The organism is uncultured Anaerococcus sp. (genome assembly GCF_963510915.1).
In the GTDB taxonomy this organism is placed as follows: Bacteria; Bacillota; Clostridia; order Tissierellales; family Peptoniphilaceae; genus Anaerococcus.
The window spans coordinates 1-24,587 of the sequence record NZ_CAUPHG010000018.1 but is presented as its reverse complement, the minus strand read 5'-3'; the positions used below and the strand labels follow the sequence as shown (position 1 = coordinate 24,587).

Sequence of the window (24,587 nt, the reverse complement as noted above, 5' to 3'; positions counted from 1 at the left end):
ATCCATTTAGCGAGAAAAATCCCCATGGATAAGTGACCATCGTGGCCACAGGCGTGCATGGCAGCTGGATTTTCCGAAGCAAATCCTTCCCTATATGGTTTGTGAAACTTATCGGTACTTTCCTTTATGGGCATAGCGTCTATATCAAAGCGAAAAGCAAAGGTCTTGCCAGGTTTTCCCGTATCAATAGTAGCAATCAAACCAGTATAACCCATTAAAATCTCAGAAATATCAAAATCTTCTTTTGTTTTAACACTTTGAGCGTAGGATTTTATTTTTTCTTCGGAAGGCTTTCCAAAAATCATATCTTCCTTATGAATTTCTCTCCCATATTTTATATCACCTATGCCCAATTTTTTTAAATCTTTGATAATATTTATTGTGGTTTTAAATTCTAACCAAGCAGGTTCGGCTATCTTGTGATAAAACCTCCTGGTTCCTATCAAATCTTTTTCCATCCTAATTTTCCTTTTCTTTATAGGCTATGAAATATAAAAGTCCAACCAAAATTACTCCACCAATGATATTTCCAAGTGTAACTGGTATTAAATTCTTGGTAACCATATTTAAAAAGTTAAGACCAGAAAGCTCATCTAGGCTTAATCCAGTTTTTTCAATGAAAGCTGGGATATTCTTTGCAAAAATGCCAGCTGGTATATAGTACATATTAGCAATGCTATGCTCAAATCCAGAAATCACAAAGGCTACAACAGGAAAAACCGCAGAAAGAACTTTGCCCACATAATCCTTTGCCCCAAGTGACATCCATACGCCTAAGCAAACCAAAAAATTGCAAAAAATTCCAAAGATTATTCCTTGACTAAAACTAAAATTTATCTTTTGATTTGCGATTAGAATCACCCTAGCAGCCAAGTCATTATCTGCTAATTGCCACTGACCTGACTTATAAATTAAAAATGCTACGAATATTGATCCTATAAAATTACCAAAATATACAATAAGCCACGATTTTAAAAGGTCTCCCACAGAAATTTTCTTATCTAAAAAGGAAATTACCATGAGGTTGTTGCCTGTAAAAAGTTCTCCGCCAGCTAGCAAAACAAATATTAATCCAGGTGTAAAAGTCAATCCTTGTATGAGTTTTCCAAGGCCAATTTTATTTGGATCTGCCAATAAATTGAAAGATGCGAGGGTAGATGCTACTGCACCTAAAGCGATAAAAATCCCTGCTATAAATGATAAAACTAAGGTTTTTTGATATTTTGTCTAGCTTTTTTCTCATAGACATCACTTGCCTTTTCTAAAATTTGATTAGGCCTAAGGTCCTTTTCCATAAATTCTCCTTATATTTTTCTTTTCAACTAATAATCTTACCTTTAAATCCTAGGAAAAAAATAAGCAAGATAAGCTTATAAAATTAGCAAACGCTCACCATCTATCCTAAATATCCTAGGCTAGAATTTTTAATAATTTTCCCAAATTACAAAACTTCCTTGACCAAATTTTTTATTTTTATAATTATGAGCAAGTAAAATTTTCTTATCCGAAAGGTCAAATTCCCTTTGGCTTTCTAGGTTAATAGCCAGACTCAAGGATTTTTCCTTAGTAAATCTATCTACAATTAGAAGTCCATTTTGGCTATAAATTTTTATGTCACCATTTTTTATAGTTCGGTGTTTTTTGATGGCTAGGATTTTTTTAATTTTTCCTAATAAATCCTTGTTTTCATCTAATTTTTCCCAAGGGAAAGCTCTCCTACAATCAGGATCTCCCTTTCCTTCGAGTCCTACTTCTGTCCCATAATAAAGGCAATTTGCCCCCATATAAACTGCACTAAGGGCAAGGGCAGCTAGGAGTTTTTCCATTGACCCGCCAATTTCAGTGATAAATCTAGGTGTGTCGTGGGTATCTAGGAAGTTAAGCATCATCCTATTTGCCTGGTCTCTATTTCTCATAATAATCATATTTAGCTTATCACTTACTTCCTGTGCGGAAATTTTTCCCTTGAAATAATCAAGACAAGTATTAGTAAAGGCGTAGTTCATTATGGAATCAAGCTCATCGCCTCTCAAGAAACTTTCAGCATTATGCCAATTTTCACCGATTATAACAGCATCAGCCTTACAGGCTTTGATGTCCTTCCTGAATTTCTTCCAAAAATCATGGCTTACTTCATCTGACACATCAAGCCTCCTGCCATCAATATCAAATTCTTCTATCCAATACTTTCCGATTTTTATTAAATAATCCTGTACTTCTTTATTAGATGTTTTAAGCTTTGGCATATTATAAACGTGGGCGAAGGTCTCGTAATTTATTTTTTCTGTATCAGCCTTGTCCCCATCTATATAAAACCAATCGTAATATTTTGACTCCTTACCCCTTTCCCTTACATCCTTAAAAATAGGATTTTCATGGCACATATGGTTAAAGACAGCGTCTAAAACTATCCTTATGCCTAGGCTGTGAGCCTTTTCTACAAGCTTTCTAAAATCATTTTTATCTCCAAATTGCGGATCAATTTCAAAATAATCTATAGTATCGTATTTGTGATTGGTTGGGGATATGAAAATCGGTGTTAAATATAAGGTATTTACTCCCAAATCCTTGATATGGTCAAGTTTTTCTATAATTCCCTTTATATCCCCACCTACAAAAGAATTTGGTTTTGGTAAATCTTCCCAGGCTTGATTAATATAGGAGTCATCCTTGGAAAAATCTCCCCTCCTAAATCTTTCTGGAAATATCTGATAAAATACCGCGTCTTTCACCCATTCCACAGGCTCGAAAAAATCAGCTTCGTGGATATAAGGCATGTGAAAAGATGTGAAATAGAAATTCTGAAAATCATAGGTTTCTTCTAGACCATTTTCACTTAAATAATAAGTTTCATTTTCATCTGCGACCTTAAATACATAGGCAAATCGTTTGTCCCTAAGTTTAAAGTCTGTTTCATAGTAGGAAAAACACCCATCTTCAAAAGTTTTTTCCATCCCGACTTCTTGCCAAAGGCGTGGATCATCGCATTTATAAGTATAAAGAAGGCTAACATCTAACTTATCTTTTTTATCAGCCCTAAGCCTTATGTTTAATTCATCAAGACTTATGGCATAAGCCATAAAACTCTCACTCATGTGCAAGATTGCAGCTTTATTCATATTCTCTCCTTTGATGCTTTTATAGATATTATAAGCCAGAAAAATAATAATGCATTTTTATGGGCAAAAAAATACCAGAAGGCTTGCTTCTGATATCTTTAATTTCTTATTTTTTTATCATCTAATCTTAGGCTGCAATTTCTTCTGGTTTTTTCTTGATTGTACCAAAGATTAGACCGCCGATTATAGCTCCGATTACAACTGCTCCTACGAATAATAGGGCTTGGTTTAAAGATCCCATGGCTGGAAGGATGAAGATTCCGCCATGTGGAGCTGGAGCGCTTACTCCAAAGTAGCCTACGATAGCGCCTGCTATGGATGATCCTATTACGCATGAAGGAAGTACTGTCTGTGGCTCAGCTGCCGCAAATGGGATTGCTCCCTCTGTGATGAAGGATGCACCTAGGATGTAGTTGGTAATTGTAGTTTTCTTTTGTTCTTCATTAAATTTATTTTTGAATAATGTTGTTGCAAGAGCAATGGCAATTGGTGGCACCATTCCTCCAACCATTACAGCTGCCATGAAAGTTCCGATTCCAGTGTCTGTAAAAGCGCCGATTGCAAAGGCATAAGCTGCCTTATTAATTGGACCACCCATGTCAATTGCCATCATTCCTGCAAGAAGGGCTCCAAGAAGAACCATATTTGTGCCAGATAAACTAGTCAACCACTTATTAATAAAATTATTAACACCTGTAAATACTGGGTCTACAACAAAGAACATGATTGCTCCTACAAGTAGAAGTCCTAATACAGGGTAAATTAGCATTGGCTTTAAGCCTTCGACTGATTTTGGAAGATTTCTTGTGGCTTTTTTAAGGAAGTTTACAACGAAACCAGCTATAAAACCACCTATTAGACCTCCAATAAAACCTGCCCCACGGCTTGCCATAAGACCCGCAACCATACCTGGCATGAGGCCTGGCCTGTCAGCTATGGAATAAGAAATATAGCCTGCAAGGATTGGAATCAAAAAGCTAAAGGCATCTCCTCCAAGTCCGTTAAGGAAGGTGAATACTGTCGATTTATCGCCTACAAATCTCTCAAAGAGGAAGGAAATCGCAAGTAAGATACCACCGCCAATTACAAATGGTAGCATATGGCTAATACCATTCATAAGATCACCATAAATTTTTTGGCTGATTGATTGGCTTTCTTCTTTGTAAGTTTGATTTGAGCCGCCCTCTTCGTGATAGATATTGGCTTCGCCCTTGATGGCTCTATCTACAAGGTCGTCTGCCTTTCTTATACCGTCTGAAACTGATCTTTGTATTACTTTCTTGCCATTAAATCGAGCAGTTTCTACTTTTTTGTCAGCTGCAATTATTATTGCGTCTGCCTTCTCAATTTCTTCGGCTGTGAGCCTATTTTTAATTCCATCAGACCCATTAGTTTCAACCTTGATATTTAATCCCCTAGCTTTAGCAGCTTTTTCTAAGGCTTCTTGAGCCATGTAGGTGTGGGCTATACCATTAGGGCAGGCTGTTACAGCAAGTAGGTTGATTTTTGATTTTCCTTCTTGCATATTTGGTGTTTCTTGGACTGGGTTTTCCTTTTCAGTGTATTTATCGATTACATCGTAGACTTCATCTTCACTATTAACCTTTTTTAGGTCATCTATGAAACCCTCTTTCATAATCATCTTAGATAATTCTGCAAGAGTTGCAACGTGGAGGTTGTTTTCCCCATCTGGGGCTCCTATAGCAAAGAAGATTTCTGTTGGCATCCCATCTAGGGCGTCGTAGTTAAGACCTGTCTTTTTCCTAGCAAATAGGACTGCTGGTTCGATTACAGTTTTATTTTTGCTGTGAGGAATAGCAACTGATTCACCAAGGGCTGTTGATCCTTGGGCTTCCCTTTCCCTTAGGCCATCTGCAAAATCTTCTGCACTTTTTACATAGCCTTTTTCAAAAAACTTGTTTGCAATTTCTTTGATTGCTTCTTCTTTGCTCTCTGCCTTTAGGTCTAAAACCATCAGGTCTTTTTTTAATAAATCTCTAATTTCCAATTTCTTCCACCTCTACTTTTTTTAATATTTCGTCAATCATATCTCTTTCGGCTATATCGGGACTAAAGGCTGTCGCTGTTCCGCAGGCAACTGCGAGTTTGTAGGCGTCGATTTTTTCATAGTCATTTACCATTCCATAGACAAAACCGCCCACCATAGAATCTCCAGATCCTACTGAATTTACAAGCTTACCATCAATTGGCTTTGCCCTATAAGCGTGATTTTCATCTACAAAAATCGAACCCTTTGCCCCAAGTGAAACAATTACATTTTTAGCACCAAGCTCATTTAACTTCCTAGCATATTTAACTAAATTATCATTGTTTATCTCAGTTTGGAAAATTTTTCCCAATTCCTCCTCATTTGGCTTAACCAAGAGGGGTTTGTAAGTCAAATATTCTAATAGCTTCTTATTTGCTATATCTATAGTGAAGTCTGCCTCGGTTTTTTCTATGACTTCCTTATAAAAATCGGAATCAAGTGAATATGGCAAAGACCCAGATATAACAATAATATCGTCTTTTTTCACATCAGATAAACTAGCAAAAAATTTCTCAACTTCTGCCTTAGAAATCTTTGGCCCCTTGGCGTTTATTTCTGTTTCTTTATCGTATTTTAGTTTGACATTTATTCTTGAATTTTCCTTAATTCTTACGAAATTTTCAGCAAGTCCCAAGTCTTTTATAGCACCTGCTATATATTCACCTATAAAACCTCCTACAAAGCCAAGATTTACCGACTTTGCTCCGAGATTGTGGATAATCTTGCTTGCCATAATTCCCTTGCCACCTGGGTATTTTTCGTCTTCAATAGCCCTAATTGTTGCTCCATCTTCAAATTTATCAAATCTCAAGATGTAGTCAATGGCAGGGTTAGTTGTTATTATATAAATCATTCTTCCTCCGTAATTAACTTGATTTCATCCCTAGTAGCTATGGTTGCAAAATATTTTATATTTTCCTTTGATGTATCTGCCAACACATAGGCCCTAGTAGAATTTTCAATAGCCTTAGCCTTTACCATAGCTTCGTTTACATCAGCCGTATAAAAACCCCTTTCATCAAATCCATTAGCACCTATAAAGGCTAAATCAAAGTTATACTTACCTATGGATTCAAGTGTCTTTGGGCCAGTAGTCACCTTGGTTTCAGCTTTAAGATTGCCTTCAAGGATAATAGTCGGAATATTTTTGCTAATTAATTTATCAACGTGCATTAATCCATTGGTAACTACAGTTATTTCCTGACCTATCATTAGATAGTCAATAAGCTCATTGCAAGTTGAGCCTGCATCTATGTAGATAAACTTAGCAGATCCTATTAGCCTTGCAGCCTTCCTGCCGATTTGGGATTTTTCCGCCAATTTACTTTTTTGGTTGTCAGCAAAATTTAACTCACTTGCGGCAATATTATTTAAGACTGCTCCCCCATGGACTCTCGTAATTTTGCCCATATCTTGAAGATAGGACAAGTCACGCCTCAAGGTAGATTCACTAACACCTAGCTTGTCAGTTAAAAATTTATTTGACACAGCTTCTTCTTTTTTTAGAATATCTAAAATTATTTCAAAGCGTTTTTCTAATATCATAGTGATATTATAACATCAAATTCAATCATAGTCAATCATATTCAATCAAATTCTTCCACAACATAAAAAAATTGACTATTTTGTGGGGAAAGATTATAATTATTTAAAGTACATAGTGGAAATTGAGAATTTTAATATAAGGAGACATGATGAAAGAATTAGAAGAACGAATTCTTAAAGACGGGATTGTTATTGGACCAAACATATTGAAGGTAGACTCTTTCTTAAACCAACAAATAGACTCTAAATTAATTCACAAGATGGGAATTGAATTTGCAAACTACTTTAGAGACAAAAAAATAGATAAGGTCCTAACTGTAGAATCATCTGGTATAGCACCAGCCCTTGCTACAGCCCTTGAGCTTGAAGTTGACTGTGTTTTTGCTAGAAAAAGACAATCACTCACAACAGGCGATGACTTTTATCATTCAAGCGTATATTCATTTACCAAACAAGTCACAAATGAATTAATAGTATCAAAAAACTTCCTTCATGAAGGCGAAAATATCCTCATGATCGATGATTTTTTGGCTAATGGTCAAGCTGCCAAAGGCATGGTTGCAATAATCAGACAAGCCGGAGCAAACCCAGCAGGCCTTGGAATCGTAATCGAAAAATCCTTCAGCGAAGGTAGACAACTTGTAGAGGAAATGGACATAGACATCTATTCCCTAGCAAGAATAGCAAAATTAGAAGAAGGTAAAATCACCTTTGTAGAAGAATAAAAATAACTGCCAAATATACTGGCAGTTTTTGATTGAAAATTTTTATATTTTTTATCGAAATCTCTCTTCCCTTATTTTATATGATATAATAAAATTGCCTAACACCATATTTTATTAGGTGGAGGGAGATGAGTCACAAAATTATTCAACTACTTTTGGAAAATTTTTATTTTCCGCTACTTGTAGGAATAATTCTAATTATTTTAGACAAATATTTAGATCATATCTACAAGTAAATCAAAAAGACGATAGTCACCAGCTATCGTCTTTTTTGGTGAGTAATAATTGGTTCTCATACTCAGCTTTGTAAGAGGTGGCTTCTCTTGGTATTATTATATAGGTTTTCCTGAATTTTTCAATATCAATCCTTTATCTAATTTTCTCTATTATCCTTGATCTTGTTTCAATATCATCAGTTGAGCCTGATATTGAATTATTTTTCTTGGCAAGATTTGACATTTGGTCTAGGATTTCTCCTATTTCTTTGATGTCTCCGGTTTTACCAGCTAACTTATCAATTCCTTCTGCCTTGTATCTCCTAAGTCCTGAGTCAAATTCTTCGTATTTTTCATTATAAGTATTTGACCCTTCTTGTAATTTGAGGGCACCAGCTCTTAGGTTAAGTATTCCCTTATTTAAATCAGAAAGACCCTTGGCCATTGGATTCAAGGCCTTATCATTTACTGATCCAAGCTCACTTAAAGCCTTGGACCTTTCCTTAAATTCGCTAAGACCACCGGATAATTTTTCTGAACCTTCTCTTAGGTCAGCTGATTTTGAATCTAATAAATTTAAACCAGCACCTAGTTTTTTAACACCTTCTTTATTGGCTTCTGTGCCAGCTACTAGGTTCTCAGAACCTTCCTTTAACTTATCTAAGCCCTCATCAAGTTGGCTTAGGGCTTTACCTAATTTCATTAGGTCGGAATCAGATAAGCCACTTTCAACTTTTTCTATACCTGCTCCTAATTTGACTGATGCTTCTTCTAAGCCATCTTTAGATCCACCAAGCTTTTCGCTCATCTCTCCAAGACCCAGACTTAATTTGTTAAGGCCACTTGTAAGCTCATTTGATGCTCCGCTTAAGTTTTTTAAACCAGCGTAAATTTCTGCATTTACCTTTGCACTGGCACCTAGCTTTTGACTTTGACCATAAAGTTCATTTTTAATTGCCCTTAGGTTTTCAATTTCACTTGTAAAAGACCCATCAGTATTTTTTGCCTCAAGACTTGCTATTTGATTTTCAAGACCAGCAGCATTTTTATTAATATTTGATATTACCTCTTCGGTATTTGGTGAATTTTCTCCCGCAACACTTAATTCAGCTAGGGATTTTGATATTTTTTCTGAAGAGTCACTAGCTGATTTTAAGCCTTGATTTAATCTTTCTAAAAATTCAGCCATAGGGCTTATATTCCCACTAAAGTCATCAATGCCTGCTTTAAGAGCCTTTAAAGAAGTCGCAAATTCTCTTAAATCACTTCCTCCGGCGTCTTGGGATAATTTATCTCTAAGTTCCTTACTTCCTTGGCTAAGCCTTTCAATCCCTGTATTTAAGTTGATTGCTCCTTGGTTTAGACGGTCTGCACCATCCATCAAATCACCCATTTTTGAATTTATCTCAGAAATACCACCTGTATATTGGTTAAGACCCTGATTTAAATTGGCCCCTCCCTTATCTAGGGCAGAGATGGCAGTTTCCATTGGTCCTATTTTTTCTGGCAAGCTTGCAAAGGCTCCGCTCATTTGATCAAAACCAGCAATTAACTTCTCAGATCCTGCAGATAATTTTTCAGATTCATCAGCAAGGGTAGAAATTCCTTTATTAAGGCTTTTACTTCCATCTTTTAGCTTTTCTGAACCATCAACAAGCTTTCCTGCATTTGCTGTTAACTCATCAAGTCCACCTTCCAAGTCATCAAAAGAGCCTAGGCTTTTGCCGTCTTGGAAGATTTCATTTGTTATTACAACATAAGCTTCGCCTGGTTTAAAATTTTCCACATCCATTACAATTTCAATCTGATCCTTAAACTTATCAAGCTTTTCATCACCCAAAAGACCAGCAAAATTTTCCCTTAGACCTGGAGCAAGGACTCCAACAACAATTTGATTTTTACCGTCTTTAACAATTTTTGCTGAAACAGCCTCTATATTTTTTACCTGATCATCTGCAAAGGTCATCTCAGTCATTACAAGATATGGGGCATAAATTGCCTTGCCCGATTTTAGGCTTTCTTTCACCTTATTGTGAGCTATAATTGTGACTTTAAGCTTGCCGGATTTTCCTTCTAGGTCCTTAAAATTAATGGCCTTGCCGTCTAATTCGTATCTTATTTGCACATCCACTGGCAAGTCCTTGTCAGTCTTACCCTGGTAATAAAAGTCTTTATCTTTAGAATTTATATCGATAAAACCGTCCTTGGCCTCGATTTTTTCGTCAGTTTCAAGGTTTTTAATCTCTTTTAGGTCTGACTTATCCTTAATTTCTTTTTTTCCGTCCTTATTTATCCAAACTGAGACAGTCTGATCAGTGACCTTGCCCGCTTCTTTTGTAACATAAACAGTTTCATTTTTATAAGTTTTAGCCTCACTAGCAAAAGCGATATTTCCTCCAAGTATAGAACTTACACTTAAAACTGCGAGTGCTTTTACAAATTTTTTATTCATTTTCTTTTCCTTCCTTAAATCCTTTTGTAGTTTTTTCAATAAATGGTATTGAGACTCCTATTATGGCTGGTAAGAAGATGATAATTACAAGCATTGAAATTATCGCACCCCTAGCCAAGAAAATACAAATAGTAGATACAATTTCCATCTTTGAGTAAATACCTACACCAATAGTTGCTGCGAAAAATGAAAGGGCAGATGTAACTATTGATTTTGATGTTTCCCTAACCGATAGGTCAAGCGCCTTATCAAGGTCTTTGTGCTTTTTATATTCAAAAATAAACCTATCCATCATCAGTATTGAATAATCAATGGTTGAACCTAATTGGACTACACCTATAATTATCGAAGTGATAAAAGGAATTGTGTGTCCAAAATAGAATGGGATTCCCATATTTATGAAAATCGCAAGTTCGATGGCTGCTATTAGAACAATCGGAATTGCAAATGACTTGAAAACTAAAGCGATGATTAAAAATACCACTATAATTGAAGCGATATTTACCATCTTAAAATCCCTGTCAGATAGGATTGTCAAATCTTTTGTCAAAACTGCCTCACCTGTAAGTTTGCCATCAGGATCGTGGGCTTTTACAATCTTATCAATTTCAGAAACTTGCTTATTGACCTCATTTGACGCTGTTTGGTATTCTGAATTAACCATTATCATCTGATAGCCATTTTGAACGAAGTTTTGCTTTAATTTTTCAGGTAGGACTTCGCTTGGAATAGTTAAACCTGTCATAGAATTCACACTTAGAACATTATTTACCCCATCCACATCTTCAATTTCTTCTATCATTGAATTTACACTTGTTTTCGAAAGGTCTTCCTTTACTACTATAAAGTGGCTTGATGCCATATTGTAGTCTTTTTTCATCTTGTTTAGGGCAACAATCGAGTCTAAATCTTGTGGGAGTGACCTGTCCAAGTTGTAATAAAGATTTGTATTTCTTGCCCCGTAGACAGCTGGTATAAACAAAAGTAAAAATACTATAAAAAGTTTTTTCCTATGTTTTATTGTAAATCTTGCTGTCCTTGAAAAATCTGGGAGTAAAACTTTGTGGTTAAACCTATTTACAAGTCTTTCAGCAAGGAGAATCATTGGTGGCAAGACTACAACTGTTGAAATAAGTCCTAAGAGCACTCCCTTGCTCATTACAAGCCCTATATCCTTACCTAAACCTAACTGCATCAATAAAAGTACTAGAAATCCTGCGAAAGTTGTAAGAGATGAGGCAAAGATTGATGCTAAAGTCGAATCAATTGCCTTAGCCATGGCCTCATTATTACTTTCATTTTTCTTTTTCTTTTCTACGTACCTATGGTAGAGGAAAATCGAATAGTCTGTTGTAACAGCTAACTGTAAAACAGCTGCAATTGCCTTAGTTATATAAGAAATTTCTCCCAAAAATATATTTGTCCCAAAGTTATACAAAATAGCGTAACCAATATTTAGCATAAAGAGAAATGGGATAATAGTTGATTCATTGGCCAAAGATAAAACTACAAGGGCCAAAGCAACTGCAAGAGCAACATAAATTGGAGTTTCCCTATCGATTAAATCCTTAGTATCCTTAACCAAGGAAGAAATTCCACTTAGGTATTTTTCCTTAGACTCAAGAGCCCTTATCTGATCAATTGCCTCCATAGTCTTAAAAGACGAAGAGGATTCTGAAAATTTAACCATTAACAGAGTCGAATCTTCTGCATAAAAAGAATCTCTTATCTCATCGGGCAAAAATTCGCTCGGAACTGTATCACCTACAATTGAAGATTTTGAAATTACATCTTCTACTCCGTCTATTTCTAAAATTTCTTCTTTTAACTTGTCTGCATCGTGGTCAGTACCCTTCAAGATAAGCATGCCCGTAGAGGCATTCTTAAAGTCCTTATCAAGGATCTCCTGGCCTTGAGTAGACTCAAGATTTGCTGGCAAATATGATAAGATATCATAGTTTACCCCCGTGGACTTATAGCCAATCCATGATGGTATTAGTAAAATAGTCATCACCAAAAGTACCAACCTAGGATGGTATGAAATAAATTTTGATATTTTTTTCATTACTAACTTCCTTTCTAAATAGGACCAAAAAAGATAAGCTAAGACTTTAAATAATTTCAATAAAATAGGATTTTATTTAGCAAAATCTTTTTTACCTTATATTTTAACAATTAATTCATAGCAAAAAATAAAGTATAATTTATATTATATTATTTTTGCTTTATTATTAAATTGATAATCTCAATATTCATTTTAGTTTTATTCGATTATATAAGTCTTAACTTCATGATTATTAACTTTTATTTTTTATGCCCTCACTTTATAATACACCTGTATAAAAATAATTCAAATTTCGAAATAATATAATTCATATATATTTTTTTATTAAGCTCTTATTTATTGCCAAAATTTTGTAGTCTTATCTATCTCCCTAGAATTTTTTCCCTCTTTATTTACATAATAAATTAAATAAATATTGAAAATTAGACATTTAAAATTTTTAAATAAAAAAATAAAAAAATGCTTGACAATTATCAAACAATAGTTTATTATTAGATTAGACGTTGATAAGGATTATCAATCTCATATATATTGATAAGGATTATTAATATCATAAATTATGAAATCAAATTAAGGAGAAACACATGAAAAAAGTAGCAGTAGTTTATTGGTCAGGTACAGGTAACACTCTAGCTATGGCAAACGAAATAGCAGATGAACTAAAAAATTCCGAAATAGAAACAAGCGTTATTAGTTGTTCAGATTTTAGCGAAGGCGATGTAGCAAATTACGATGGTTTTGCTTTTGGTTGCCCAGCTATGGGATCTGAAGAACTTGAAGAAAGCGAATTTGAACCAATGTTTGAAAGTGTAGAAAAATCACTTGCTGATAAACCAGTTCTAATTTTTGGTTCTTATGAATGGGCTGAAGGTGAATGGATGCATACTTGGCAAGAAAGATGCGAAGGTGATGGTATCAACTTAGTTTGTGATGGTCTAATCGCTTATGATTATCCAGATGATGATGCTTTAAAAGAATGCAGAAGGGCCGCTTCAGACTTAGCTAACGCTCTAAAATAAAAATGAACGAATTTTTGTTGGTTAATTACGCATCACAAACCCTAGCTAATAAAAAACTCGCAAATTTATTTACTTTTAAAAATATCGATAAAATAGATATAGAAAAAATGGTTTCTGAGTGGAATGAAGTACTTAACAAGAAAAATATGTACGTGGAAATACTTAAAGAAAACGAATCTTCCGCTCAGATTTATGCCTATAGGCCAGAAAAGCTAACCTATGTTTTGAACCAAACAAAGGTGAAGACTCTCCTGACCTCCCTAGGTTATAAGACAGGCGACCTAGACCAGTGTATCAAGCACTTAAAGTTTAGGTTCAAAAAAGAATCCTTCCCCCACGAAATAGGTATTTTTCTTGGCTACCCCTATGAGGACGTAGTTGGTTTTATAGAAAATAAGGGGGATAAATTTCTCGTTAATGGCTACTGGAAAGTTTATGCCAAAAAAGACGAGAAAATCAAATTGTTTGAAGCTTACAATAAGATTAAAAAATCTTATAAGCTTATATATAAGAGCCCTAGGGATTTAAATAGGCTCTGTGTTAGATAAACTAACGCACATCCCACAAAGGATAATTGTCATTCCTTAATAAAATAATTTACTATGCACAAAAATAAGGGGGTAGGAAACTACTCCCTTATTTTTTATTATTTTTCTTCGACAAGACCAGCCTTAATCATTACATTTCTAAGGGTGGATGCTGATTCTTTCATTCTTTCCTTTTCTGTATCGGTAAGTGGCACATCTATTACCCACTTAACTCCGTCCTTGCCTATGACTGATGGAACACCGATGAAAATGTCTTTTTGTCCATACTCTCCATCAAGGTAGGATGAAGTTGAATATACAGAATTTTCATCATTTATAATAGACTCTACAAGCCTTGCAAGGGCCATGCCTATACCATAAAAGGTTGCACCTTTTTTGTTTATAATCTCATAGGCAGCATTTTTTACCTTTTCAAAAGTATTTAAAAGAGCCATTTCATCAACTTCTGAATGGTTGGCTACCCATTCATAGATTGGAAGTCCACCTACATTTGTGTGGGACCAAACAGGAAACTCTGTGTCCCCATGCTCGCCAAGGATAAAGGCATCCACACTTCTTGGGTCAATTCCTATTAGAGAGGCAATCTCTTTTTTAAATCTTGAAGTATCAAGGCTTGTACCAGATCCGATTACCTTTTCTGCTGGTGCTCCTGAATATTTCCATGTGGCATAAGTTAGAATGTCTACAGGGTTTGAAGCAACTACATAAATTCCTTCAAAACCAGAATCCTTAATCTTTCCTATCATATCCTTGAAAATCTTTAGGTTTTTATCCACCAAATCAAGCCTAGTCTCGCCTGGTTTTTGTGGGGCACCTGCTGTAATTACAACAACTTCCGCATCCTTGCAGTCAGCATAATCAGCCTTAAAAATCTCCTTTGGTTTGGTAAAAGAAAGAGCATCTGAGAGGTCCATGGCATCGCCCTCTGCCTTATCTTCATTCAAATCTATAATTCCAAGCTGCCTACCAATGCCTAAAATTGTTGAGGCGTAGGCAAAAGATGAACCTACTGCCCCATCGCCAACTAAAATAATTTTGCTATCTTTAATCATAATATCTCCTTTTTATAAAACTATATAACATTTTTCCTTATCTAAATATAATTTTAACAAAAATCATAGAATTTACTATGACTCAAATCACAATTTTTATTTTTTTAGACCGTCTATAACCTGTCTTGCTGCTTCAACAAGACCTGAACTAGTCCACCTATAGTCATCAAAAGCTTCACCAAAATTATCGTAGTCAATTTCAGTTTGGCCTGTATAGGATGCTGACAAGTGGAAATTTTCTATATGAGTTTTCTCGTAAATCTCTCTTATATTTTCATGGTTAACTCCAGAGCCTGCCATAATTTCGATTCTTTCTCCGTATTTGGCTTGTAAATCCCTGATCAAATCCAAACCCTCAACAGCTTTTGGTTTTTTGCCTGAGGTAAGAATCCTATCTACTCCCATTTTGATTAGTTCCTCGATTTTTTCCTCACCGTCGATTGAATAATCAAAAGCCCTGTGGAGAACAACCTTCTTTGGAAAAGCTAAATATACAAGCTCCTTCATAGTTTCTATATCAAGCCTACCCTCAGAATCAAGAACTCCTAGGACAAAGCCATCTATCGGTTTATCCTTAAAAGCAATTATTGTCGCCTTCATTTGTCCAATTTCAAAATCATCATAGGTAAAATGTCCAGGTCTTGGTCTTACCATGACAAATTTTTCTATATTATCATACTCACAACAAATATCTACAAGGCCAGGATCTGGAGTGAGACCGTCAAGAGTTAAAGCCGAACAAATTTCAACCCTATCAGCCCCACCAAAATAGGCCCCAATCATTCCATCAAAAGAATCTATGCAAATTTCTAGCTTCATAACAATCTCCTTTATTTTATATTTCTATTATAACAAAAAGTAAAACTATTTTCTCAAAATTTCCCAAAAGAAAAAGGCCCAAGCCTTAGCTTAGTGCCTTATTTCTCGAACTTAGTCTTATTTTTTCTTTTTAGTAAAGTATAGACCTATGGCAGCTGCTCCACCTATTATACCAACCATACCAATACCAGTAACACCTGTTCTTGGTGCCCTATTTTTCTTTATGCCCTTAGCTTTTTCGATTTTTTCATAGACTGCAGTGTAGGTTGCAGATTCTACAATTACATCGTCAGCAGGTAAGTTTGGTGACCAGGTCTTAAACTTGTAGTTCTTGTCAACATGGGTAGCTGTTGGTACAACTAATCCCTTCTCAGCTCTCTTAGCCTCGCCCCATGTGATAGTCTCTCGGATATCAAAGGCAATTATCTCTCCCCTAGCAAAGGTTGGGTTATATCTTAGGTAACCATCCTTGGTTGGGTCAAAATAAACTCTCTTGTATCCATTTGGAACTTCACTATCTATATCAGTATTTACTCTGATAACATCTTGTGTTGGAACAGGCTTGTCATTTTCTTCGTGATCTCCATCTTCCTTACCAGGAGTCTTGTCCTTGTCAGGATCTTTATCCTTCTCATGGGTTTTGTCCTTGTCCTTATCCTTGTCCTTATCCTTGTCCTTATCATTTCCATCAGGTGTTGGTTTTGGATCTGGTTTAGGAGTTGGTGTTGGGGTAGGATTTGGATCTGGCTTTGGCTCTGGCTTTGGAGTTGGACTTGTAGATTTCTTGCTAGCCTTGGCTGTGAAAGTAGTATCTTTACTTATTTCTACATTCCAAGGTTCTTTAGTAGAATCTTTATCTCCATCCTTGTACCAAGCTGGTTTTTCGCAATCATCCTTAGCCTTACCATCAAGATCTGGGAAATTATCCTCAGCTAATTTTCCATTTGGTTTAACTGCGTAAGTTTTTTCTTTAACTGTATTTTCTTTTATTGATTCATTATCTTGCTTAACAGTTACCTTTAGCCAACCTTCTGGAATTGGATCACCCTCTTTAATTTCGGTACCACTCTTCATGAAATAAGCAGTATAGGTTTTGCCATCTTCTGCTACACCAAACTTTGGCTCCCATTTTGTGAAACCATAATTATCTGCTGGTTTTGTAGATATGGTTTTTAGTTTTGATAAATCGGTACCTGGTGCGACTTTTGCTTTAACCTCAGCACCTTCTTTATCCCCGACTTTTACCTTACCTTTATTCACATCTTCAGATTTAAAAGTAACTGTAATATAAGTGTTAGGAATATCTTTCTTATCACTACCCTTATCTGGTTCATCTTCATCTGGTTTATATGGGATAACTATATCAGTTGTATAGTTTTTCTTAGTCCAAGTCCATGTACCCTTGAATTTATTTTCACTTTCTTTCGCTGATATTGTAAGGGTTTCTGGTGACCAAGAGTTAAAGGTCCATGTTCCTTCGGCATCAAAAACTGCTTCGTATGTTGTTTCTGGTTTTTTAACACTCTCTTTAAATTTCGCTTGCTTAGTGAAATCATCTGTCTTAAGCTTTTTCTTAACTTCATCAGGGAGTTCTGTCTTATCTGCATTACCACTTACAAACTCATAGCTAATATCAAAAGTCTTAGCTAAAGCCTTGGCAGTAAATGTTGTATCAGCTGTGATTTCAACTTCAGAAGGATTTGCTGTAGATGTTTTTTCCTCATCCTTATACCAAGCAGGATTTTCATATCCTTCCTTGGCTGTATTTTCTAGAGTTGGGAATTTATCTTGGTCTAATTTTCCTTTTGGTTTAACTGCATAAGTTTTTTCTTTAACTGTATTTTCTTTTATTGATTCATTATCTTGCTTAACAGTTACCTTTAGCCAACCTTCTGGAATTGGATCGCCCTCTTTAATTTCATCACCACTCTTGATGAAGTGAGCTGTGTATTCTTTAGTAGTGTTATCTTTAGCTACTCCTAATTCTGGTGTCCACTTAGTAAAACCATAATTGTTTTCTGGAAGAGCTTTAATGTCAGTTCTATTAGCTAAGTTCTCATCTGGATCAACCTTAGCCTTTACAACTGCACCTTCTTTATTCCCGACTTTCACCTTACCTTTACTTTCATCTTCTGATTTAAAGGTGACTGTAATATATTTTTTTGGTATTTCTTTGTCATCACTACCCTTATCAGGTTCTTTGTCTGGATCATTTTCATCTGGAATGAATGGAATTATCTTATCATCTGTATATTCCTTCTTCTTCCATTCCCAGGTACCCTTAAAGGTATTTTTACTAGCATCTTCTGATAGATCTAAGCTTGTTGGTTCCCATTTACTAAAGTTCCATGTGCCTTCGCCATCTTCTACAGATGAGAATGTTGTTGTTGGCGTAAACTTTTCTCCAATATTTCCTTCTATTTTAAGTTCGTCCTTATTTAGTTGGTCCATAACACCTTTAGGTAGTGTCTTGCCTGTTGTACCACTTACAAATTTATAAGTTATTCCTACAGTTGTAATATTATACTTGGCGACTATTTCTATATTAGAATTTAAAGTCTCTGTATATCCAGATAATTCTTTATTGTAGTCTGTTTCACCAATTTTCCAACCATCATGAGCGTCTTTATTAACAGTAAGCTCTGGTATTTTAAGGACTTTTACTTTTTCTTTATTATCATTGTAATCTTCTATACTAAGGGCATCGTCAAATTTTGTTCCCTTAAGTACCCAGTAAGAAATTTCTTCTTTATCGCCTGCAAATTTACCCTTGTCTGTTGACTTGAAGGTGACTTTTACATAGCGCTCATCTTTTGGATCTTCTTTTTTGATTATTTCCTTGGCTTCAAAAGTTAAATCCTTGGTTATCTCTTCACTATCTAGGCCCTTAATATCTTTTCCATCAAGCCATGTCTTGGTAACATCATCTTTTGGAAGCCACTTATAATTATTGGCACCTTTTATGATTATATTATTTTGAAGATCAGCGATTTTCCAGAATTTCTTTGGAACACTATCTTTTATAGTAGTTTTCCAAGCTTCCTTATTTTTAACTTTTCTCTGAACCAAACCTGAAAATGGCCATGTAGGACTTTCCTTGCTAATATCAATTGCTCCTGCATCACCTTTTTCAAATTTAACTGTCCTATTTATTTCATATCTTGGATAGTTATTTACAGTTTCTACATAGGACTTTGGATCACTTAGTGCAGCTCCACTTGATATATCTGCACTATAGGCAAAACTATTAGCTGCATAGATATATCCATCTTCCTTAGCTATGACATTTTCTTCCTTATCGCTAACTACAGGAACTTTAAATAGGACCATTTTTCCTTTGGCCTTTTCCATTGGGTCAATTTGGCCAGAAACAAGTCTTACTTGGAACATCTTAACTTGGGACCAATCACCTACTTCACCCTCATCTACAAAGTTTGCTCCTAGGTTATCCCCAAGATTTCCTGGTTCAGCTGTTGAGTAGGTTATTTCAAACTTAGCGTCCTTATTGTTTGTAAATTGCTTAGAGCTTGTATCAAGGGTCACAGGACCTGTCAGCATCAACCTTGTTCCGCTATTACGAGGTTCGCCTGATATTTGCATCTTATCATCTTTATGAGCTAGGACATATATCATCCTCAAACTCTTGATAGAACTATCAAGCTTGTTCTCAATACCCAAGCCTAAGTGATGATCTACTCCTAATTGGAAAACGTTAGAAATGTTACGGAAGTTATAGTAATCATCTTCTTTGATTTTTCCATTTTTTTCATTTTGTTTTAGAGAAGCTGTAGAACCAAAAACTTTAAAGGCAGAACCATATTCTACTCTATAAAGTCCCCATAGGAAATTTTCTTTTGTATTTTTGTTTTGGTTTAAATCATTCCTATCATCATGTTCTAAGTGAGCTTCTGATCCTATATCATTTACAAAGGCATTTCTACCATAGTTGTCGTAGATTAAATTATAACCCTTACTTAATCCTGTTGGTCTTTTTTCGTCTTTGAAGGTGACATCATATTGGATTGTAAAATCTTCTATAAATTCACCTAGATTAGGATCATCAAGTGGGACTACATAATATTCCTTGCCCCCTCGAGTATCTTTTGTAATACTTACAGATTTATATTCTGTATCAGACCCATATCTGCTTTTAACCTTAATATCTACATCAAGGGTATCCTCAAAGTCTGGTACTTCTATTAGAAGCTTAGGGTTCTTCATGTATTGTCTTTGACCCATTTGACTTAGGGTAGCTTTTAGTTCATCTTTGTTTTTAGCCTTTATTTTGGTCCAAACATCTATTTCCATACGGACAGTATCGCCAGTATTTGCAACAACTCTATCATTTTTGCTTTCAAACTTATCACTATCGCTTAATTTATGGGAATAGCTTGGCTCTTGATCCATTCCGACTTCACCCAAAAGGGCCTTGATTGTCATTAAAGACCATTCAGAAGTTTTAAAGTCGCTAGAATTTTTTACATACTTATCAATTCTTTCTTCTTTGTCTGTATTTGTATAAAAATATCCAGCTACTCCTATATTTAATCTTCTGTCTGTTAAGATGCCCCCACCATTTTTTACATCATAATCGGTGACTTTATCGGCTTGTTTCCAATTTTTATAATTATCGTAGTTGTCATAGTCTTGGGAGAATACCTTTGTTGATATCATCATTTTCAAAGATTCGTCTTTTAAAAGTGTCACTCCCTTGCTAAATTCTACCTTTGGCAATATATATTTTTCAGGGGCAAATGTGACAACTTCTGATAAATTTTTCTCTCCTAAATCTTCTATTTTTCCTGTATCTACATTGACAGCACTAAGCTTATAAGTAATACTAGAATCTAATTGTGTAAGCTTGCTTGTATCAAAACTTAGTTTGTCTAGGTAGAAGTTTTTTTCCATTTTGTAATTATCAATATTACCTAGGTATAGATTCGATTCAGGTTCTTCCATTCTACTTTCGTTTGTTACTTCATAAGTCCACTCTGTTACTTTATCCTTATTGTTAAGGTAATAATAATCTCCAGAATTTTCAAGTGTAGTTTTAGCTCTCAGGTCAATTTTGCCATCTGGGCGTGGAGGTCTTTCTTTATTTATCCAATAGCTTGCAGTATAAGTTGCTTTTTTTGATTCTGTTTCTGCTATTTCATTATCGCTATCATCTACCAATACTGCTGTTACATCAAATACCTCATGACTCTTACCAACTTCATAACCTGGTAATTTGATCTTAACACTTGTATTAGCATCTACATATTCAGTGGTGCTCCTATTTTTGATTGTTGGAACCACATATTTATAATAAGTTCCATCACCAGCTTTTGTCCAAGAAGAGTCAGTTATCTTAACTTCTCCTTGGTCAAGTGTTTTTGGAGTTAATTTCACTTTTACCTTATCTGGCAAATATACACCAGTGCTTGTGTGTGAAGTTGCTTGCCAAAAATAGGTATCTCTAATATTTATATAATAAGCTAATTCTTCAAGTTTGGATTCATCTTTAACAAGATTTTTCTTTTTAGAATCAAGCTGCTTATCATCTTCTTTTAGGGTGTTACTATTATAGTAGTTGTTAGATCTAGCTATATAGTTTGATTTGGCATGGATTTTGAACTTATAGGTATCATCAGAAATCACTTGGTTATTTTTATCAAATAACTTACCCTTTACATCAATTTCTGACCCATGTTTAATTTTTGGATTTACTAATTTATCGCCTTCATAGTGAGGTATTTTAACCTTCACTCTGACTTGGAAAGCAAGTATAGTACCAACTTCAAGTTCATCGCTAGAAACTTTAAGATAAATATTATCCTTATCAGCACTATGGTCAATTTTTAAATTTTTACCGCCTAATACTTGGTAACCTTTTTTAGTAAAGTAATCTTCCTCTAGGTATTTTCTAGGAATAGTAATCTCAGCATGTAAACCCTTAATAACAGCATTTTCTGGAGCGTTACCCTTATTAGATGCTTGAAGCTTAATATTAAGGTCTGCTATTGCACCTGTAGGAATCCATCCTTCTTCGGCCTTATTTCCTTCTTGAGGGCTTTGCTTTTCAATAGTTGAGCTTAGCGATAAGGAGCCTTGGACTTCGTCACTTTCAACCTTTTCCGCCCCCCCTTCTGGATTTCCAGCAGTTTGGCTTATTTGAGGCGTTTCAGGGGACATTTCTAAGCCGTCTTCTTTTTTATCTTCGGTCTTTTCTTCCTCTTTGCCTGTCTCAGATTTATCCTTCGGCTCTTCTTTTGGGCCGGATTCTTCAGGCGTTTCTTCTGTCTTTTTATCTGCCATCTCTACAACACTCTTTTTATTGTTTCCACTTTCTTCGCCTGTGCTTGCATATGCGAGTTGGCTAGCATTTAAGCTTGGCGCTATTGTTCCTAGGGTCATACTTGCCGCTAGAACTATGGATAACAATTTATGCTTATTCATATTTTCTCCTTCCTGTGTTTTATAACATATCTACTTTTAGTATAACATATTTTCCTCAAAATTAATAATTTTTCTGTAATTTTAGCCCTTTTGTCAAATTTTTTAGGAAAAATTCTATGAAAAAAGCTATAAGTTTTTTTAACTTATAGCTTTCAATATTTATTCTTGCCTAAAATCATCAAATTTTATAATATTTACCTGGCAAGATGCCATAGCGACAAGGCTTGCCTCGTGGGCGGTTTGGCTTGTGGCCCTACACAAGTCTTCGATGACAGTGACTTCTGTGTCTAGGAGGGCGTTTTTGATCATAATGGCGTTTGATAGGACACAAATGTCTGTGCATATTCCTACCATGTAAATATTATCGATTTTTTCTTTTTTATCTAAGTCTTTAAGATAACCAACAAGTTCATAAGAGCCGAAAGATGGCTTGTCTATTATCTCTTTGTCCTTGGTGTCTATTTTTATTTCCCAACCCTTAGTTCCTTTTACACAATGGGTCACAGGAAGGTGCTTGCCTTCAAGACTTTCTAGGTAATCTTCATCGTGGGTATCCCTGGTAAAAATCACCTGACCCTTAAATTTTTCGACCAAATTTTCTATTGGTTTTACTATCTTATCATTGCCTTCGTTACCAAGAGCCCCATCCACAAAGTCATTTTGAAGATCAACTACTAATAATACATCCATCCTTGATTTCCTTCCTAATTATTTCTTTCTAATTCTTCTATTTCCCTACCAAGCCTATCGCTTATTTCAACGATGGCGTACCTTAACTCTTTTAGCGCTATGAGGTTTTCTTTTATTTCACCTTGGACCCTAATGTCTGTAAATATATTGTCAAAGACTAAGTCGAATAGCTCGTCCGAAAATCTGTCTGGTATGGCATCTGGCAAGCTTATATCAACATCATTCAGTTCTTTATTGAGAGTTTTAAGGCTTGAGGATATTTCTTCTAGGCTACGATTTGCCTCTCCTATCTTGTTTCTTTTGACAAGGCTTGAAATAAAACCTCCACCCAATATATCTAGGATGCCCCAAGATGAGGCGGATTTTAGTTGGTTAAGACCAGCATCAATCCTAATTATAAGCTGATTTGCCGCTTCCTTTGCTTCTTTTAATTCTTTTAACCTATCCATAAATCCTCCTTTTTCACATTATATTTTTTGCGTAAGTGATTTGCAATAAAATATCTACTAGGAAAGTTTAATATAAGTTTTTTGTTTATAAAAATTTAGCTGGGGTATACTAAGTAATGTAGACTATTAAATAATATGGAGGATTAATATGAAATTAACAGAAACAATTCAAACAGCTGATTGGAAAGCTGAAAAACACGTTCCAGTTATCCACGTTACAAAAGAAGATGGTCTTGTTCATATCAAGGCTAATGTTGGTGAAGAAGTAGCTCACCCAAACACATTTGAACACCACATCGCTTGGATCAAAGTTTTCTTCAAACCAGAAGGAGCTAAATTCCCAATCGAAGTTGGTTCTTATGAATTTAAAGCACACGGCGAAGAAGAAATCTTCACTCAACCATGCGTAGAAGCTAGAGTTAAAACTGACAAAGGCGGCGAAGTTTACGCACTTGCTTACTGCAACATCCACGGTCTTTGGGAAAACTCAGCAGAAATCTAAGACATTAAAAAAGCAAGGTTTTAGCCTTGCTTTTTGCTTGCTTATTTTTAATTTTTTCTAGTAAGCTATATATTTTGTTTTCAAAAACATTTTTTGGTATATATCAATTTATTATCTTCATTGACAACTTCATAAAGATTTCAACCATGACAAGATTAGATTTCTTTTATTATATCGTCAATTATCCCAACTGCGACCTTGGATGCACGTTCGAAATTCTCGTAAAATTCTGCTCCACCTTCTGTAAGGGCATCTGAAACTGCCTTAATCATTATAAAATCCGCCCCATATAAGTGACATGCTAGGGCAATTGCAGCTCCTTCCATGTCGACAATATCGCATTTCCACTCCTTGGCAAGTTTTGTTTTTGCATCAAGACCTGCAATAAATTTATCACCAGAAGCAAGCCTTACTTTTTCCAAATGTGGGTCGATTTTCATTGCCAAATCTACAAGCTTCTCTGTAGTTTTCATGGCAACATCGTCAAAAATCTCGTATTGACCTTTTGCCACCTTATCTACATCAGATGTGTCCCATTCATAATGACAGACACTTTCCACAACTGTGAGCTCCTCTACCTTTCTATCGTTTAAAGCACCCACAACCCCATAATTTATAATTGTCCCGCACTTATAAACATCAAGAAGCAGGGTCATGGCAATTGCCGCACGAATTTGCCCTGCACTTGAAGGACAAACAAAAACGTCCTTGCCATGGATATGGTATTTCAAAACCTCAAAACTGCCATGCTTGTATCTTTCGATTGGTTCTTTGTAGATATTATAAAAAGCATCAAATTCAACTGCTACTAATATTCCTATATTCATCTAATCACCTCTGAAATATTATATTATTTATTGGTCAAATTTCCAAAACTTGTCCAAAAGACCTTTAGTCCA

The 24,587-nt window shown here is 35.3% G+C and carries 18 protein-coding genes; 4 read left to right on the top strand and 14 right to left on the bottom strand.

Features of this window, described 5'->3' with window-relative positions; all coding sequences use genetic code 11:
* From RQ893_RS02850 to RQ893_RS02825, 6 genes are all read right to left on the bottom strand, one after another.
* On the bottom strand, positions 1 to 458 hold a 458-nt coding region (locus RQ893_RS02850), incomplete at its 3' end, for a M20/M25/M40 family metallo-hydrolase (RefSeq protein ID WP_399523355.1).
* A 1-nt stretch (position 459) separates the two neighbouring features.
* Positions 460 to 1,179, bottom strand: a complete 720-nt coding sequence (locus tag RQ893_RS02845) for a formate/nitrite transporter family protein (RefSeq protein WP_311481540.1) — start codon at positions 1,177 to 1,179, stop codon at positions 460 to 462.
* 245 nt (positions 1,180 to 1,424) lie between these two features.
* A complete protein-coding gene (locus RQ893_RS02840; RefSeq protein ID WP_311481539.1) occupies positions 1,425 to 3,119 on the bottom strand; it encodes an alpha amylase N-terminal ig-like domain-containing protein in 1,695 nt (564 codons plus the stop codon).
* 127 nt (positions 3,120 to 3,246) lie between these two features.
* Positions 3,247 to 5,127: a fructose-specific PTS transporter subunit EIIC gene (locus tag RQ893_RS02835; RefSeq protein ID WP_311481538.1), complete on the bottom strand. Its 1,881-nt coding sequence runs from the start codon at positions 5,125 to 5,127 to the stop codon at positions 3,247 to 3,249.
* Positions 5,117 to 6,022 carry a 1-phosphofructokinase gene (gene pfkB / locus RQ893_RS02830; RefSeq protein ID WP_311481537.1) on the bottom strand — a complete coding sequence of 302 codons (906 nt, stop codon included), beginning with the start codon at positions 6,020 to 6,022 and terminating at the stop codon, positions 5,117 to 5,119. The genes RQ893_RS02835 and pfkB overlap by 11 nt, the downstream gene beginning before the upstream one ends.
* Positions 6,019 to 6,714, bottom strand: a complete 696-nt coding sequence (locus tag RQ893_RS02825; RefSeq protein WP_311481536.1) for a DeoR/GlpR family DNA-binding transcription regulator — start codon at positions 6,712 to 6,714, stop codon at positions 6,019 to 6,021. The genes pfkB and RQ893_RS02825 overlap by 4 nt, the downstream gene beginning before the upstream one ends.
* Positions 6,715 to 6,863: 149 nt before the next feature.
* On the opposite strand from RQ893_RS02825, the gene RQ893_RS02820 reads away from it, so the two are divergent.
* Positions 6,864 to 7,439 carry a xanthine phosphoribosyltransferase gene (locus RQ893_RS02820; RefSeq protein WP_311481535.1) on the top strand — a complete coding sequence of 192 codons (576 nt, stop codon included), beginning with the start codon at positions 6,864 to 6,866 and terminating at the stop codon, positions 7,437 to 7,439.
* A 369-nt stretch (positions 7,440 to 7,808) separates the two neighbouring features.
* Here the strand turns inward: RQ893_RS02820 and RQ893_RS02815 are convergent, their stop codons facing one another.
* Positions 7,809 to 10,106 (bottom strand): hypothetical protein, encoded by a 2,298-nt coding sequence (locus RQ893_RS02815; protein ID WP_311481534.1) that lies wholly within the window; start codon positions 10,104 to 10,106, stop codon positions 7,809 to 7,811.
* Positions 10,099 to 12,171, bottom strand: coding sequence for an MMPL family transporter (locus RQ893_RS02810; RefSeq protein ID WP_311481533.1), 2,073 nt, complete (start codon positions 12,169 to 12,171; stop codon positions 10,099 to 10,101). The genes RQ893_RS02815 and RQ893_RS02810 overlap by 8 nt, the downstream gene beginning before the upstream one ends.
* A 584-nt stretch (positions 12,172 to 12,755) precedes the next feature.
* Between RQ893_RS02810 and RQ893_RS02805 the strand changes: the two genes are divergently transcribed.
* The gene (locus RQ893_RS02805) at positions 12,756 to 13,190 is read left to right on the top strand and encodes a flavodoxin (RefSeq protein ID WP_311481532.1); all 435 of its coding nucleotides are present in this window, start codon (positions 12,756 to 12,758) and stop codon (positions 13,188 to 13,190) included.
* A 2-nt stretch (positions 13,191 to 13,192) separates the two neighbouring features.
* Complete coding sequence (locus tag RQ893_RS02800) at positions 13,193 to 13,738, top strand: DUF3793 family protein (RefSeq protein ID WP_311481531.1); 546 nt, start codon at positions 13,193 to 13,195, stop codon at positions 13,736 to 13,738.
* A 98-nt stretch (positions 13,739 to 13,836) separates the two neighbouring features.
* On the opposite strand, the gene RQ893_RS02795 is transcribed toward RQ893_RS02800, so the two are convergent.
* The 5 genes from RQ893_RS02795 to RQ893_RS02775 form a co-directional block, all read right to left on the bottom strand.
* On the bottom strand, positions 13,837 to 14,787 hold the full coding sequence (locus tag RQ893_RS02795) for an L-lactate dehydrogenase (protein ID WP_399523357.1): 951 nt from the start codon (positions 14,785 to 14,787) through the stop codon (positions 13,837 to 13,839).
* Positions 14,788 to 14,886: 99 nt separating this feature from the next.
* Positions 14,887 to 15,609, bottom strand: a complete 723-nt coding sequence (locus RQ893_RS02790; RefSeq protein WP_311481529.1) for a copper homeostasis protein CutC — start codon at positions 15,607 to 15,609, stop codon at positions 14,887 to 14,889.
* 117 nt (positions 15,610 to 15,726) lie between these two features.
* A complete protein-coding gene (locus tag RQ893_RS02785; protein WP_311481528.1) occupies positions 15,727 to 22,047 on the bottom strand; it encodes an SHIRT domain-containing protein in 6,321 nt (2,106 codons plus the stop codon).
* A 159-nt stretch (positions 22,048 to 22,206) separates the two neighbouring features.
* Positions 22,207 to 22,737: an isochorismatase family cysteine hydrolase gene (locus RQ893_RS02780; protein WP_311481527.1), complete on the bottom strand. Its 531-nt coding sequence runs from the start codon at positions 22,735 to 22,737 to the stop codon at positions 22,207 to 22,209.
* A gap of 14 nt (positions 22,738 to 22,751) precedes the next feature.
* On the bottom strand, positions 22,752 to 23,186 hold the full coding sequence (locus tag RQ893_RS02775) for a hypothetical protein (RefSeq protein WP_311481526.1): 435 nt from the start codon (positions 23,184 to 23,186) through the stop codon (positions 22,752 to 22,754).
* A 148-nt stretch (positions 23,187 to 23,334) separates the two neighbouring features.
* Here RQ893_RS02775 and RQ893_RS02770 point away from each other — a divergent pair, with 148 nt between their 5' ends.
* The gene (locus RQ893_RS02770) at positions 23,335 to 23,688 is read left to right on the top strand and encodes a desulfoferrodoxin family protein (RefSeq protein ID WP_311481525.1); all 354 of its coding nucleotides are present in this window, start codon (positions 23,335 to 23,337) and stop codon (positions 23,686 to 23,688) included.
* A 155-nt stretch (positions 23,689 to 23,843) separates the two neighbouring features.
* Here RQ893_RS02770 and RQ893_RS02765 read toward each other — a convergent pair whose 3' ends face one another.
* The gene (locus RQ893_RS02765) at positions 23,844 to 24,515 is read right to left on the bottom strand and encodes a 5'-methylthioadenosine/S-adenosylhomocysteine nucleosidase (protein WP_311481524.1); all 672 of its coding nucleotides are present in this window, start codon (positions 24,513 to 24,515) and stop codon (positions 23,844 to 23,846) included.
* Positions 24,516 to 24,587 lie beyond the last annotated feature (72 nt).